The following is a 14,067-nucleotide window of genomic DNA, read 5'->3' on the forward strand; positions in this document are numbered from 1 at the left end:
GGGCATGAAATGAATAGCATGGTGTATAACTCATACAGAGTATTTGTAAAGTCAAGCAAATAGTATCATATTTGATGTATCTATTTGCAAGGATAGACTATAAAATTGTTGTAGAGAGCCTGTGGATTGGATTGTGCCGACACTGCCAGGAAGAAACAGGAAGAAAAAGCGGACAATTGTTAGTAATTGTTAGTATTTTTGTATCGGAGAAAATTTTAGACCACTCCCTGCGAAACGGCGTGAAGGTGATTAAGCAACAATGAGACGTAAACCCACTGGTAAATCGGCTACTACTTCTAAACCCTCTTTTTTCCAATCCCCGATGTTTAACTTTACCACCATCGCAATTATGGGAGGGGTGTTGATTTTGGGAATTGGCATTGGCATTGCTTTTAGTTCTACAACCACGTTGGCTCCATCAAATGTAGCTTCCCGTGAATTCATTGATCTCAAAGCACCAAACCCAGAAATTTGTGTGCAGTATGGAGCTAGCGCTATGGTGACGGACGCTAGATTGTTCATTACTCTCAACCCCTTTAATGTTTATGTTTCCCAACCGAGTATGCGTCCTGGATGTGTAATTCGACAAAATGACTGGGCAATTTTAGAGCAACGTAAGCTGGTGACATCCGATCAGGTAAGAGATTGCAAAAATCGCCTGAACACCTTTGGTTTTACAGGTAACTTGGACGGTGAGAAACCTGATATTAGATGCATATATCAGAATGAGGCCGCTCAAAACTTCTTCACTGCTCAACCAGGAGCAGTTGGAACACCTCAGCAAACGGACAGATTTTAGATTTATTTGGGCATGGGGCATGGGGCATTGGGAAAGAGGAGGCAGAAATAAATTCTTTAATTTTGAATTTTGAATTTTGAATTTTGAATTGATTTCCCCCTCATCTCCCTATCTACTTTTAGGAAGGGGTTGACCAAACTCGATCACCTGGGGATCGGGAACATTGGGGATTGTTGGAACTGGAAATTCCGACATACCGAAAGCAGGAATGTTATTCAATTTACCGGGTTGACTTGGGAAAGAAGGAGGAGGAAGAATCAAAGCAGGTTGTTCTGAAGATGTATTCGTAGTTAGGGGAGGTACGGTGACAAAAGGCTGCCCTGAGTTATTAGTAATTGTTGTGGGCAGTTCATTGGATGGAGGCGGAACGGTGAGTGAAGACGGTTGTAGATTAGTAGTGGTTACGGGTAGGTTAATCGGAGGCTGTGAGTACTTATACAGTGTTTGAGTTTGTTTCTTGGTTGAAGATAGGGAATTTGCTGGTTTTACGGCAGTAGTTTTACCAGAAATAACCGGACGTAATACCCAGCGAGTAGAGTTTTTTCGGGAAACGGGTTGCAGTTGTACCTGTTTGGGATTTAAAACAGTCCCTGGTGCTAAATCTAGGACAATGCGTGTGTCGTTTGCGTTCAACTGTGAAAGGCGAATGCTTTTGATTGCTCCAGAATAATTTTGTTGTGTGGTAACTTTGCCCAACTTAGTATTCGGTAAATCTACAACTAGCCGAGAGGGTTTGGCTAGGTAGAAATAATGGGGGGTTGTATTTGCTGAGAGGGTGATTTCCAGTTGCTGTGTCTTGGGGGAAAAACGCCAACTATCTAGCTTTGCCAGTGGTGTAGCAGCAGTAGTGCAAGTTTCGAGGGCGATCGCTGCATAAAAGCCTAGTAGACTGATACTAAATAGCTGCTTGCGCCATTGGCAAAATTGCCTAGTCTTTAGTCCCTGATCCATTCTTTTTATCTCACATTGCTATTTACTTCGCGCTTGAAGATTTGGTTGGGGTCTGAATCCCCATCTAAATCTTCCCAGTCCCCAGTCACCAGTCCCCAATCCCCACTCCCCAATTCAATGAGCTTTTTGGGGCACAGCCGTGAATTTCAGAGTTTGGGGAATGCCATTTACGGTTAATTCACCTGTAATACTACCTTTATCCACAAGTTGCATTTGAATTGTGACTGAGTTCAAAGGATCGTTTTGGGGTTGAGGAATATTACAAAGGATTGATCTACCAACTTTTCCAGATAAATTTAATTGTTGATTTTTGAAGATTCCTGCCAGAGAGTGCTTTTCGTCAGTATCGGCGTTAGCGTTTGCGGGTAATACAGAGGCATTTAAGTAAATACCCGACTGCTCAATGTTTAAAGTCAGAGTATCCGATTTTTCACAGTTCGGCAAATTTTCCGCTAGGGTTAGACGATACCGACCGTTAACGGCCGGAGGAGCCTTGAGATTGTTTTCTCCGTAAACACTGACAGTTTTAAACAACACTAGCACTGAAATTATTGCTACTCCGTAAAAAGCTAAAGATTTGAAGTTGAAATGATTCATCTTCTCAACTCCTCAATGTTGGCTCTTGACTACTAACCTCAGAAAGTACGGAAGCCAGATGAGCGGTGACTTGACTGTAGCGGCGGGTAATCAGCAGGGAGGAGCAACATTGCATGGCTAGTTGATCTGTATATCTTCCCAAGGTTTGACGCTCGATACCCCAAGTGCGGCTGGTACCAGCAATTGTCAGGTCTACATTTTTTGAGGCTTCGACTACAGCTTGGATTGCCTCTGAAACTGGGACAATTTTGATTTCTATGCGATCGCGGACACTGCTCGGTAATTGCTCCATCATTGTATGTAACTCATAACTCAACTCATCCTTGAGGTGATTTTCGGGTACAACCTGTAAAACTTGTAACATACAAGTTTCATGGTTAATTAACAGTCTCAGAGCCAGTATTAATGCCAAATCATCATGAATATTTGCCGAATAAGGCACCAATAAGCTTTGTAAGCGATCGCCTCCTTTGTCCACAAATACTGCAACATCTACTGGTGCAGTGGTGAGCATTTGACCGACTCTTCCACCTAAGCGGTTGCTACTAAAAGCTGGGCGATGCCATCCCACAAGAATTAAATCAACTTGTTTGAGTACGGCAATCTGTGCTGTTTCCTGTGCGACATTGCTAGATATGCGAACGATGGGATGTACGTGAGAGCGTGTTTCTACTGGTTCGAGAGTATTAATCAATTCTTCTAGCTGCTGACGGCGTTGGGCAATTAATCGGTCTGCTTCAACTGGCGTACTTTCAAAAGCATAATCTTCTTCAAATTCAATCAAGCTTAGAGGGTTGACAACGGCGGGATGTCGGTAGTTGAGAGCGATGCTTGCTGCCAACTGTACCAAACCTTTTTGGGTACTCGGATTCGCCACTGGCACCAAAATTCGGTAGGGACGAATGTAAGTTTCGGCATCAGTAGCGCTTGTAGCTGTTTCTGCTTCCGATTCCGGTTCCACCACGTCTAACCTGATTAGCCTCTTGGGATATGTCCATTCCAGCAGTGGCGAGGTCATGAATGTAGTTACCAATGCCATAATTACCAGCATGGTAAATATTAAGGGAGAAATTACCCCTAACTCTAGACCAATGTTTAGCACTATCAGTTCAGTCAAGCCGCGAGTATTCATTAACCAACCGAGTGCTGAAGCTTCTCGTTTATTAATGCCACTGACACGAGCCGCTACATAAGTACCAACATATTTACCTGCGATCGCCACTCCTAAAATCAACGCACACAAAAGCCATAATTCGGGACGGTTGAGCAAGCCAATCTGTGTCTTTAAGCCACTGTAGGCAAAAAATATTGGTAGCAAGAAAATCAGGACAAAATCTTCGGTTTTTACTGCCAATTCCCGCACTAAATCTTCATTTTTGGGCATGGCTGCTCCCAGCAAAAATGCTCCAAAAATTAAGTGAATCCCAATTAGTTCGGTGATTAGTGCTGATGCAACCACACCCATATAAATCCCAGCTAGCAGTAATTGGCTGAGTCTTCCTGCACGGAGGTAGTGTTTGGCAAGGCGTTGGAGAAACCAGCGTCCCACCGTCAACATCAAGCCGATGTAGACTATGCTGGCGATAATTGTCGGTATAGCACCAGCAAAGTCACCAGTCCGAGCAACTGCGATCGCAACTGCCAAGAGACACCAGGCTGTTACATCATCCACGGCTGCACAAGTTAACGCCAAGGTTCCTAAACGCGTTCCTTGTAAATTGTTTTCAGTAATAATTCGCGCCAACACTGGAAAGGCAGTAATGGACATCGCCGCCCCCAAAAACAAAGCAAAGGCGGTGAATGATACACTTGCATTGGAAACTAGGGGATAAAGTATCACCGCTAGCAATGTTCCGAGAGAAAACGGCACCAAAATGCTGACATGAGAAGTTAAAACTGCAACTTCTAATTGTCCACCGAGGTATTTGGGATTTAGTTCTAGTCCAATCAGAAACATGAAAAATATTAGTCCCACCTGAGACAAAACATTTAAAAAAGGAATAGTTTCTGGTGGAAACAAGGTAACTGCTAGATGGGGAGCAACTAAACCAAATAAAGATGGGCCGAGCATAATGCCGGCGACAATTTCACCAATTACCAACGGTTGCTTAATGGAACGGAATGCTAGCCCTACTAGCCGTGAAAGTCCAATAACAATCAGCACCTCAACCAGAACGAGAACAACTATGTGCATGGTTTCCTCACAATTAACTATCTGGTTTCTCTAAGAGGATGTTTGAAAAGTCTAATTTCTTACTTGCCTCGGCGATTGGAAATCGCGGCTACACAGGCAAAACCTGCCTCCGCAGGTTAAAAACCCTTGATTTTGTATTAGTCAACCTCCGTGGACTAAGTTTTGTGTAGTAGCGAATTCTATTCGCCCAATACTTTTCAAACATCCTCTAAGATAATTCTTTAAAAGACTGGGAAATGTCAAGCTTGTTAGATCCAACCAAGAGTAAGGGACTTCCAAATAAAAAATACTCAAAAAACTCTCTCCTCCTTATTCCTCTGTGTTCTCTGTGTCTCTGTGGTTGGTTTATTTGGATAATTTATTTCTTGGAAGTCCCTAATTTGTGCTTGATTTTCATGTGAATTATTGTTACGATGCAGTTGCACCCGTAAAACATGAATTCTGGTGATTTTAGGAGCTATATCTCCAAGAACCGAGAGGTTCAGATCCCCGACTTCTTCAAGAAGTCGGGGATCTTTGTGTTTATAAATTATTTAGGATTGCTAGAGCCAGAGTCAAAACAGAGAATTTTGCCCCATTGCTAGGTAATTAATTTAATAATTAAATTGGCTTAAGCAGAAGATTTATCATAGTTTGTACCCTGCAAGAAAAAGGTAATCAGTGGCGATGCCATCAGGGTAGTAATGACTGCCATAATAACCATTATAGTGAATAAAGTTGGGGTAATTATACCTTGTTCCAGACCAATGTTAAGGATGATTAACTCCATCAAACCACGAGCATTCATCAAAGCGCCGATAGTTGCAGATTCACGCCAATTTTCCCCCGCCAATTTTGCAGCCAACATACAAGCAACCCCTTTGCCAAGAATTGCGATCGCAATAATTAACAGCGTAATTCCCCATAAAGTAGGCGTGTTTACCAATCCGATTTGAGTGTTCAGTCCAGAGAAGACAAAAAACATCGGTAGCAAAAAAGAAGTAGTTAAAAACTCCGTATATTGGCGAATTTGTTGGGCAAATTCCCCGCGTGGTGTCACTGCTCCCAGCACAAAAGCACCAAATATTGCATAGATACCTGTGACATCGGTAAACCATGCACAAAACATCAAAATTATCAACATTAAAGTTAGGGTTTGTCTGTTCACACCTGCATCGCGTTTTGTCATGTGTGTGAACACTCTCAGTAGAGGTTGAGCGAGAAAAATTGCAAATAGCACGTAGCAAATGCCACCACCAATTGCTAAGATAGCGATACTCAGAGAATTTTTCACACTAGCAAGGACGATGGCCAGCAAACACCAAGCAACTCCATCATCTACCGATGCTGCACCTAAAGCCAAAGTACCGAAGCGGGTTTGTGCAAGGCCACGTTCGTAAAGAATGCGAGCTAACATCGGAAAAGCCGTAATTGTCATCGATGCACCCAGATACAAGGCGGCTGACCAAGGCGTTACCTTTGGTTGAAAGAAATCGCCATTGTGATAAAACCAAAAAGATGCGATCGCTCCTAAGATAAAAGGAGTGAGTATTCCGGCAGCAGATAGCAAACTTGCACTTTTGATATGATGTTTTAAGAGTTTGGTATTAAACTCCAAACCAATCAAAAACATATAAATCACCAACCCAATTTGGCTGATAGCATATAAAATCGACATCGAAGGGTTGGGAATCTTGAGTCCGACAGCAGTGATGATAGGAAGCTTAGGAAACAACCATTGCTGAAAATCCGGTGCAATCAAGCCCAAAAGCGATGGCCCCAGCATTACACCTGCGATCATTTCGCAAACAACATCGGTTTGACCAAGATAGCGGCGTCCTAAAATCGTAACGATGCGACAAGTAGTTAAAATAACTGTGAGTTGCAGAAATAGCTGAATAACCAGATCAAAATTTGACATTGCACTTCCTTAATTTGCGTCTCTGCATTGCAGAATTTCCCCAGACTGCAAAATTTGTCCTGTTTTTCGCATCTATGACTACTACATCAGCACAAGTGCCAATTTTGCAAACATCAGATAGCTGTTTTTAATGTCAATACAACATATTGCATCCAAACTAAAACCGCCATATATACAAACCTCCAAACGATTATCATTATTATTTAGCCAATCATATTTATCAAGCGATTGGGTATCGCCCCATTTGCGATTGGCACGAATACTCATTCACCTCCAAGGAGTAAGCATAATAAAGCGATTGCTTCGAGGCTTGGGAAATAAATCAAACCAGAAATATTGATTTTTTTGTTGGTTCTTAATCTTGTTTGCGATTGAGAGTAGTTTAGATGCATTCGCCCTGGTGCGTATATCTGTGCTACCCTAAATTACAGTTTAATTATCTGAAAATTAGGTGTGATTTTTCAGATAATTAGTTTTAAGGATTTGAGGTTTTATAACCACTCCCCACCCCGGAAACGCCAACGGGGAAAAATAATTCGCATCAGGCTTTGGGAAGTAATAAAAACTGCTAGCCACACAATGCTATAGTGCAATAAAAAAGCTCCTGGCGACAGTTCTTCCTTAGGTAAAGGTATTGGTAAAAAGCCAAATAGTTTGACTCCACAGAAAATAAATACCAATTCCCATATCCCAGCTAAAAGTTGATAAACTGCGGGCCAATCTCTATCCCATCGGGATTTTTGCAGATAGTCATAAAGCACATCCCAGCCTAAGCCAAAGATGGCGACATAACCAAGTATCCAAAAATAAACTGAGTTAGCACCAGGGCCAATCCAACCCATTGCAAAAGGCAAAGAGACAAGTCCACCTACAGTTGCAAGTAATAATAATCGAGTTTGCCAACGACCAAATAAAGTTGGTGTCATCGGGGTGGGGAGTTAGGAGTTAGGAGTTAGGAGTGATAATCAAAATTAGAATTTGTAAGCTACATTGGCAAAGTCCACTGTTTGCGTAGTGTCACGTAAAGAAGGTATAGCATCCCATTTGATTACATCTTCTAACAAAGCTTGATAACCTAGTGTATTGGGATGAAGACCATCTTCACTTAAGCGTTTAAGCCGCCAAGTTTCACCGCGTTCTATCCATTGCTCAAAAATGTCCAAATAGGGAATCTGCCGTTTGGTGCAAGCAATTCGAGTTGCTTCTTTGTAGCGGTATTGGTCGGTATGATTATAGTAAAAACAATCTAGAAATGGCATCTTGGCTTCATCCACTGGTACCATGCCCACAAATAACACAGGACAGAGTTGCTGTGCTAAATCTAGCAAAGAAGCAATTTCCTTTTCAAACAATGTAAAATCTGTGTAACTTCGACCATCGGGACGCGCTAACCGCGCTGAGTCGTTCACCCCTACGGATAAAATAATCAAATCGGGAACACGATTTCGCAGTTCACCCCGATGGCGAAATTCAACTTCTAGCCTTTGTGCTACTTGTTGCGTGCGATCGCCTCTGACCCCTAAATTATAAAGAATATGACCGGCGCTATCCGGCAACATCCACCATCGCCGTAGTTGCTCGATCCACCCTCCTTTTTCGGGATCGCCGAATCCATAAATTAAGCTGTCCCCCAGTGCGACAATCTTCATCGGCTGAAAGTTATTTGGCGGTACAGACAGCTGCATTGAGGAAGAAGCTAGAAATGTGTGCATTTAACAACTATATTTTATATCTTTACAAGATTCTATACATTTCTATACTCTATCTCCAGTAAATCTCCATTTTTAAAGAACAATTCGCAGTGAGTGCATTTTCCTTTTTGCTTTTTCAAGAGTTTTACAACTCTTGAAGCCGCTTCTGGGTGCATTCCCATTCTGGTACTCCAATATATCCAGTCTCCGTCATCAGGGCTGCAATCCCCTCGCACTTTGATCGTAAATTAAAGGGTTTAAGAACCTGCAATCTACATGTAGCACCCATTTCAGTCGGGGTTTAAATCCCCCGGGGATGCACCAACCAGAAATGGACGGGAAGCGGGGTCAGATCATAACGGTGCTGCTAGTGAAAACTTTCGCCACTTCCATACTGTCACGCTGGGTGATAGCGACAGCAAGTGTAAGAGCAAAGCCAAGCACCTAGAGGCATTCGGCGATATGATAACGTCTAAAAATCTACCCCTCGTTTAAGTTCTACACCTTGATTGGCATAATGTTTGTGGCAGTAAACCTCTGAGTGAACGCTAGCTAAGTCGAAGTATGCGGGGGGATTTTGGCAGCGGCCAGTGATAATGATTTCGGTGTCGCGGGGTTTGCGGAGTAAAGCTTGGACAATGGGTTCAACGGGGAGTAGTTCTAAGTCAACGGTGGGATTTAGTTCATCGAGGATAATAGTTTTATACAGTCCAGAAGCGATCGCAACTTTGGCAATTTCCCAACCCCGTTCCGCTTCTACATAATCTAATTCTTGCCGAGAATTTCGCCAGACGATGGCATCTCCACCGCAACGCTGATGATCTACCACTTCTGGATATGATTGCTGTAAGGCGGCGATCGCTGCGTCTTCTGTGTAGCCGCTACCACCTTTGAGCCACTGCATAATCAACACACGGGTAGACCCTGGATGATTAATTCCCCTACCAATTGCCTGCAAAGCTTTGCCCAAAGCACTTGTAGACTTACCTTTACCAGCACCAGTATAAATTTCAATCCCTTCAAGTAAGAGGGCTTTGGCTGTTGGGTGGTGATGAGGTTTCATTTCTGAGTGCAAATCTGCAATATCAAGCAACTTTTGCGGTGCAGCCCGTCCAGTCGCAATAATTTCTAACTCTTGGGGTTTAGATTTTAATGTCCGTACCACTTCATCCACTGGTAGCAAACCTAAATCTAGAACGGGGTTAATTTCATCTAAGACGACAACTGAATATAAACCACTAGCGATCGCACCTTTGGCCACATCCCAACCCCGCGTTGCTTCCTCTCGGTCAAAGGTGGTAATTTCTTCTGGGCCAAAAAATTCGGCTCTCCCAGTGCGAACTTGGTCAATTAAATGGGGAAACCCGCGTTGCAAAGCTGCGATCGCGCCATCTTCATCATAATCACGTTCCGGGCCTTTTAAAAACCGCAGTAGTAAAACGCGGTTAGAATTGCTAGGCATATTTATCCCCAAGCCAATGGAGCGCAAAACCACCCCTAAAGCCGCTTGGGACTTACCTTTACCCACACCATCGTAGACGTGAATTTGACCAATGAGCCGTTCCTGACGCACTTGCGCCGTGCGAATACCGATACCGTTCCTTGTCATGTCTCAAAAAGCTATAACGTGGCAGTCTTTAATCTTACCTAACGTCTTGCCCTTCTAACGCGTCCGTATAATGGTCAGCTTAATGTATTAACAATATCAATCTAAGAATACTCTCACACCAGCATAGTAAAGAACAAGAACAATGAGATAATTTCCCCCATCACCCTCACTATCCCAGTTATACTCACTACAGTTAACCCTTACCCTTGACTATTTATGCCTGAAAATTGGATGCTTCCCAGGATTTTTCCCATTGGTGGAATTCTGTTTGACCTTTTGTTTGTAATGATTGCCATCCCCGTCGAAGCTTATGTTTTACACTATCGACTAAAATTTGACAAAAAAACCAGCACTTTTTATGCGATTTCTATCAATCTGTTTTCTAGTGTAATTGGTTGGTTTATCTTTTTTGTATCCGAACCACTGTTGCCAATAGAGGTGAAATCAGAATTAATTAACTATATGTTTTTTAATGGTTTCAAATCGCCAAATACCCAAACTGTAATCATCTTAACTGCCTGTATAATTTTCTTTGCTACTTTTTTGATGAAATTTTTTATTTTAAGGGGTTTGCTAGTATTATTAAATGAAACATTTGCTAAAAAGGAAGAAGATCCTCAAACATCTCAGAGACAGAAAAGGCTTCGTCTTAGCAGCGTTAACTTCCAAAATACTAACTTAGTTACTACTATATTAATAGCGAATTCTCTGAGTTATAGTGCTATAACCGTTATTTTATTATTTCGCTCAAAATAGCAATAAGTTATTTGTTTAATTTCGAGGAAAATTAGTGATTGAAAATCAGGTGTAGGTAATAAAATGAATACGCTATTTGACCTTATAGATGCATTTGGAATTTTTAAATTTTTGCAAGGGCTTTATGCGGGAGTTCGGAAAGCATTAGCCCCACCCAAAGCTTATTCGTGGCAGACATTTATATATATGAGTGTTTTTTCTTGGGGACTCTCATATCTTGCCACAGGTTATATCAAAGATATCATTGCCTTTTTCGGTTGGTTATTTTTAATTGCCGGCACAGCTTGGTATACAACTGAAGATCCTTTGAGGGTTCCTGGTACTTTCATGCCAGTGGGGGCAGTAATCACTGGATTTTTAGTAAGTGTTTTTGCATTTGGAAATCAACAAGATGTAATTACACCAAGAATAATTGTTTTTTGGCCGACAATTTCAGCACTAATTACGGCAATACCAGAATTTATTGAAGGAAACGACACCGACGCTAAAGCTCGCATTCCCAAGCCACAAGACCGCCAAAGAATCATAATTTTAGTTGCTAGTAGTATGCTGCTAAGTTGCTGGATTCAGTTTTACTTTGTGATGGATAATTGGTTACGACAATATCCCAGTTTGCAGGCAGATACTTTTAAAAATAGTACCTTTGTTGTCAGAACAGAACAACCAGTAAAAATCCCACAAAACGGCGTTGTCATTTTAGAGAAACTTCAACCAATAGTAGTAGAACAAATAGCTGCAAGACCTTGGTCGGAAGTAGAGAAATGGTTAATAGATGCGAAACGCAAGGTGGAAATTCTGGGTAGAGAAATAATTCAAAAGAACCTGGGTAAATATGAAGAGAAGGAACTATGGCACGTTGAACCGCGTGTAGCTAATACTAAATCTGGATATATATTAGATTTATTAAGTATTTGGATCGGGCCGAGTTCTAATCCACGGGGCTATTATTTAAAGAAATCTTGTCGGATTGAACCAGTTGCACCAGCCAATAATTTAGGGAATAAGATTACAGTTGCAGAAATTGAATGCGATCGCGCCAGTAAATTGATTCCTGGCTCACCGCCTCCGCAGCAGTGAAGGTTGAGAGTGGGGAGTGGAGAGTGGGGTAGGGGAAGTAGGGGAAGAAGAACCAATGCCTAATGCCCCATGCCCCATACCCCATACTTCTCTACGAGAGGCTGCGCCAACGACTGCGCTCAGTACAAGTGCCCAATACCCAATGCCCAAAAAAAATGACAATTAATAGAATTTTTGTATTGGCAAAAAATGTGTTTCAGGAAGTGGTACGCGATCGCATCCTATATATTATTGGTTTTTATGCGCTAATACTCGCCACTGCCTTCCGCGTCCTTCCTGAATTTGCAGCTACGACTGAAGACAAAATGTTTTTAGACTTTGGGATGGCGGCGATGAATGCCATCGGGTTAATTGTGACGATATTTGTTGGTACGGGACTGGTTAATAAAGAAATTGAAAAACGCACTATCTTGATGTTAATTGCTAAACCTGTCAGCCGCAGCGAAATTATCGTCGGCAAATACTTGGGTTTATCGGCAGTACTAGCCGTACTCGTCGCTACGATGACAGCAATTTATCTGGTATTTCTACAATTTGGTAACATTCCTCATCCAACGGCGAGTATTCTAATTGCTGCAATTTTCTTATTTTTGCAGTTGTCATTAATCACCTCTGTGGCTATTACCTTCGGTGTTTTTACCGCTTCTCTGCTAGCGACTGTTTTAACCTTTGCGGTATATTTAATCGGAAATATTACTCAAGATTTAGTACAACTTGGTCGTCTTAGCCACAACCCTGGTATGGAACGTCTAACTCAAGGTTTGTTTCTCATTTTGCCAGATTTATCTCGATTAGATTTGAAAAATAATGCCGTTTATGGTCTGCAAGCACTACCTGACACAACTGCACTGATTACAAATGCTGGCTATGGCTTAGTTTATAGTGTCATGTTGTTAGCGATCGCTACTTTTATTTTTTCAAAACGCGAATTTTAGACATTGGGCACAGCTTAACCATTACTTGTATAGCATTTTCCGACCTAGTAAGGTACACCCGTAGGGGCACGGCAGTGCCGTGCCCCTACACCTTGCGGTATAATGTTGTACTTCATCTGAGAACTGGATTTTGGAAAAAGTTGTTGGCGACATTAAACGTGATCGGCGTGTTTGATCAACCTAAGCGATCGCCTGCAAGAAAATCTTAGTTTGTAGTGAGCGATTTATCGCTTCTTCAGATTTCTCAGGACTAAAGTCCTGACTACAAACTCGAATTTATTTATACCAAGCAAGAAGTTTCAACTGAATTTTAAGCTAGAGCCACGGCTGATTGCTGCCAGCGTCCCACCGCTTTACCAATTACTGCTAATTCTTGCATCAAGTGATCGAAACGGTCTGGTGTCAGAGATTGAGGCCCGTCGGATAAAGCTTTGGCAGGGTTGGGGTGAACCTCTATCATCAGGGAATCTGTGCCAGCTGCGATCGCTGCCATTGCCATTGAAGGCACAAACTCAGACCAACCAGTGCCGTGGCTGGGGTCAATCATGATTGGCAGGTGAGTTAGCTTTCGCAACACTGGCACTACTGATATATCCAGCGTATTTCGCGTATACTGGCGGTCAAAGGTGCGTATTCCCCTTTCACACAAAATCACATTGGGATTACCAGATGCCAAAATATACTCGGCTGCCATCAACCAATCTTCAATCGTAGCTGCCATTCCCCGCTTCAAGAGAACTGGTTTCGGCTGCGCTCCGACTTTTTTGAGCAACGAGAAATTCTGCATATTTCTTGCCCCCACCTGGATCACGTCAGCAACTTCAACAATTTTATCCAGATCAGCGGCATCCATCACTTCTGTAATAATACCTAGTCCACTGACTTCCCGTGCCTTTGCCAACAAATTCAAAGCACTCTCGCCGTGTCCTTGGAAGGCGTAAGGTGAAGTCCGGGGTTTGTATGCCCCGCCGCGCAAAAATTTCGCTCCAGCCGTCTTGACGCGCTGCGCCGTTTCCACAATCATTTCTTCATTTTCTACGGAACAGGGGCCAGCAACAACTACCAAAGGCTGGTGTTCACCAAATACCACCGTTCCATTGGGAGTATTAACCACCACTTCCGAAGCTTCGCCGTGGCGATACTGGCGACTGGCTCGTTTGTAAGGCTGTTCTACCCGTAACACCTGCTCAATCCAGGGGCTAATCTCCTGAATTTGTAGTGGATCTAAGCTGGCGGTTTCACCTACTACACCAATGACTACTTTATGTTGACCAACAATTTTTTCTGGAGTTAGCCCCCAGCTAGTTAATTCCTCATCAATGCGGTTTATTTCCGCCTCTGGGGAACCACTTTTCATTACTATAATCATGTGAAAGTTCCTGATTAATTGAGTAAAATTTTTGTGTAAATGAGCTAACTTTATTCTTGCCTATTGGCCTAATTACGAGTACTTAAAAATAAAATTTGTTTACAAAATATAGCGCTCAGTCAGTAGTTTTACTACTAAATAACTGGATATGGGGTATCAAAAAGATTATATAATTTTAATTAGCAATGT

The 14,067-nt window shown here is 42.4% G+C and carries 13 protein-coding genes; 4 read left to right on the forward strand and 9 right to left on the reverse strand.

What is annotated here, in order from left to right:
• Positions 1 to 259 precede the first annotated feature (259 nt).
• Positions 260 to 799, forward strand: coding sequence for a DUF3172 domain-containing protein (locus tag V7K97_RS06780; protein ID WP_334800020.1), 540 nt, complete (start codon positions 260 to 262; stop codon positions 797 to 799).
• Positions 800 to 907: 108 nt separating this feature from the next.
• On the opposite strand, the gene V7K97_RS06785 is transcribed toward V7K97_RS06780, so the two are convergent.
• The 8 genes from V7K97_RS06785 to V7K97_RS06820 form a co-directional block, all read right to left on the reverse strand.
• Positions 908 to 1,750 carry an AMIN domain-containing protein gene (locus V7K97_RS06785; protein WP_334800021.1) on the reverse strand — a complete coding sequence of 281 codons (843 nt, stop codon included), beginning with the start codon at positions 1,748 to 1,750 and terminating at the stop codon, positions 908 to 910.
• A 114-nt stretch (positions 1,751 to 1,864) separates the two neighbouring features.
• The gene (locus tag V7K97_RS06790; RefSeq protein ID WP_334800022.1) at positions 1,865 to 2,347 is read right to left on the reverse strand and encodes a hypothetical protein; all 483 of its coding nucleotides are present in this window, start codon (positions 2,345 to 2,347) and stop codon (positions 1,865 to 1,867) included.
• 4 nt (positions 2,348 to 2,351) lie between these two features.
• Positions 2,352 to 4,541 (reverse strand): cation:proton antiporter, encoded by a 2,190-nt coding sequence (locus V7K97_RS06795; RefSeq protein ID WP_334800023.1) that lies wholly within the window; start codon positions 4,539 to 4,541, stop codon positions 2,352 to 2,354.
• 610 nt (positions 4,542 to 5,151) lie between these two features.
• Positions 5,152 to 6,441, reverse strand: coding sequence for a cation:proton antiporter (locus V7K97_RS06800; RefSeq protein ID WP_334800024.1), 1,290 nt, complete (start codon positions 6,439 to 6,441; stop codon positions 5,152 to 5,154).
• 81 nt (positions 6,442 to 6,522) lie between these two features.
• A complete protein-coding gene (locus V7K97_RS06805; protein WP_334800026.1) occupies positions 6,523 to 6,708 on the reverse strand; it encodes a hypothetical protein in 186 nt (61 codons plus the stop codon).
• 224 nt (positions 6,709 to 6,932) lie between these two features.
• Positions 6,933 to 7,367, reverse strand: coding sequence for a hypothetical protein (locus tag V7K97_RS06810; RefSeq protein WP_334800027.1), 435 nt, complete (start codon positions 7,365 to 7,367; stop codon positions 6,933 to 6,935).
• A 45-nt stretch (positions 7,368 to 7,412) separates the two neighbouring features.
• Positions 7,413 to 8,153, reverse strand: coding sequence for a GDSL-type esterase/lipase family protein (locus V7K97_RS06815; protein WP_334800028.1), 741 nt, complete (start codon positions 8,151 to 8,153; stop codon positions 7,413 to 7,415).
• A gap of 451 nt (positions 8,154 to 8,604) precedes the next feature.
• The gene (locus V7K97_RS06820; RefSeq protein WP_334800029.1) at positions 8,605 to 9,741 is read right to left on the reverse strand and encodes a cob(I)yrinic acid a,c-diamide adenosyltransferase; all 1,137 of its coding nucleotides are present in this window, start codon (positions 9,739 to 9,741) and stop codon (positions 8,605 to 8,607) included.
• A 216-nt stretch (positions 9,742 to 9,957) separates the two neighbouring features.
• Here V7K97_RS06820 and fraC point away from each other — a divergent pair, with 216 nt between their 5' ends.
• The 3 genes from fraC (at position 9,958) to V7K97_RS06835 (ending at position 12,509) form a co-directional block, all read left to right on the forward strand.
• Positions 9,958 to 10,497 carry a filament integrity protein FraC gene (gene fraC, locus V7K97_RS06825; RefSeq protein WP_334800030.1) on the forward strand — a complete coding sequence of 180 codons (540 nt, stop codon included), beginning with the start codon at positions 9,958 to 9,960 and terminating at the stop codon, positions 10,495 to 10,497.
• Positions 10,498 to 10,560: 63 nt separating this feature from the next.
• Positions 10,561 to 11,574, forward strand: coding sequence for a septal junction protein FraD (gene fraD / locus V7K97_RS06830; RefSeq protein WP_334800031.1), 1,014 nt, complete (start codon positions 10,561 to 10,563; stop codon positions 11,572 to 11,574).
• A 155-nt stretch (positions 11,575 to 11,729) separates the two neighbouring features.
• Positions 11,730 to 12,509, forward strand: a complete 780-nt coding sequence (locus tag V7K97_RS06835; protein WP_334800032.1) for an ABC transporter permease — start codon at positions 11,730 to 11,732, stop codon at positions 12,507 to 12,509.
• Positions 12,510 to 12,819: 310 nt separating this feature from the next.
• Here V7K97_RS06835 and aroF read toward each other — a convergent pair whose 3' ends face one another.
• Entirely contained in the window at positions 12,820 to 13,878 is a 1,059-nt protein-coding gene (gene aroF / locus V7K97_RS06840) for a 3-deoxy-7-phosphoheptulonate synthase (protein ID WP_334800033.1), read from the reverse strand.
• Between the last annotated feature and the right edge of the window lie 189 nt (positions 13,879 to 14,067).

This window comes from Nostoc sp., from assembly GCF_036917815.1.
Classification (GTDB): domain Bacteria; phylum Cyanobacteriota; class Cyanobacteriia; order Cyanobacteriales; family Nostocaceae; genus Nostoc.

What these genes read in the sequence shown, in the direction of transcription:
- V7K97_RS06780 (WP_334800020.1), top strand. Translation starts at nt 260, where the DNA reads ATGAGACGTAAACCCACTGGTAAATCGGCTACTACTTCTAAACCCTCT.
- V7K97_RS06785 (WP_334800021.1), bottom strand. Translation starts at nt 1,750, where the DNA reads ATGGATCAGGGACTAAAGACTAGGCAATTTTGCCAATGGCGCAAGCAG.
- V7K97_RS06790 (WP_334800022.1), bottom strand. Translation starts at nt 2,347, where the DNA reads ATGAATCATTTCAACTTCAAATCTTTAGCTTTTTACGGAGTAGCAATA.
- V7K97_RS06795 (WP_334800023.1), bottom strand. Translation starts at nt 4,541, where the DNA reads ATGCACATAGTTGTTCTCGTTCTGGTTGAGGTGCTGATTGTTATTGGA.
- V7K97_RS06800 (WP_334800024.1), bottom strand. Translation starts at nt 6,441, where the DNA reads ATGTCAAATTTTGATCTGGTTATTCAGCTATTTCTGCAACTCACAGTT.
- V7K97_RS06805 (WP_334800026.1), bottom strand. Translation starts at nt 6,708, where the DNA reads ATGAGTATTCGTGCCAATCGCAAATGGGGCGATACCCAATCGCTTGAT.
- V7K97_RS06810 (WP_334800027.1), bottom strand. Translation starts at nt 7,367, where the DNA reads ATGACACCAACTTTATTTGGTCGTTGGCAAACTCGATTATTATTACTT.
- V7K97_RS06815 (WP_334800028.1), bottom strand. Translation starts at nt 8,153, where the DNA reads ATGCACACATTTCTAGCTTCTTCCTCAATGCAGCTGTCTGTACCGCCA.
- V7K97_RS06820 (WP_334800029.1), bottom strand. Translation starts at nt 9,741, where the DNA reads ATGACAAGGAACGGTATCGGTATTCGCACGGCGCAAGTGCGTCAGGAA.
- fraC (WP_334800030.1), top strand. Translation starts at nt 9,958, where the DNA reads ATGCCTGAAAATTGGATGCTTCCCAGGATTTTTCCCATTGGTGGAATT.
- fraD (WP_334800031.1), top strand. Translation starts at nt 10,561, where the DNA reads ATGAATACGCTATTTGACCTTATAGATGCATTTGGAATTTTTAAATTT.
- V7K97_RS06835 (WP_334800032.1), top strand. Translation starts at nt 11,730, where the DNA reads ATGACAATTAATAGAATTTTTGTATTGGCAAAAAATGTGTTTCAGGAA.
- aroF (WP_334800033.1), bottom strand. Translation starts at nt 13,878, where the DNA reads ATGATTATAGTAATGAAAAGTGGTTCCCCAGAGGCGGAAATAAACCGC.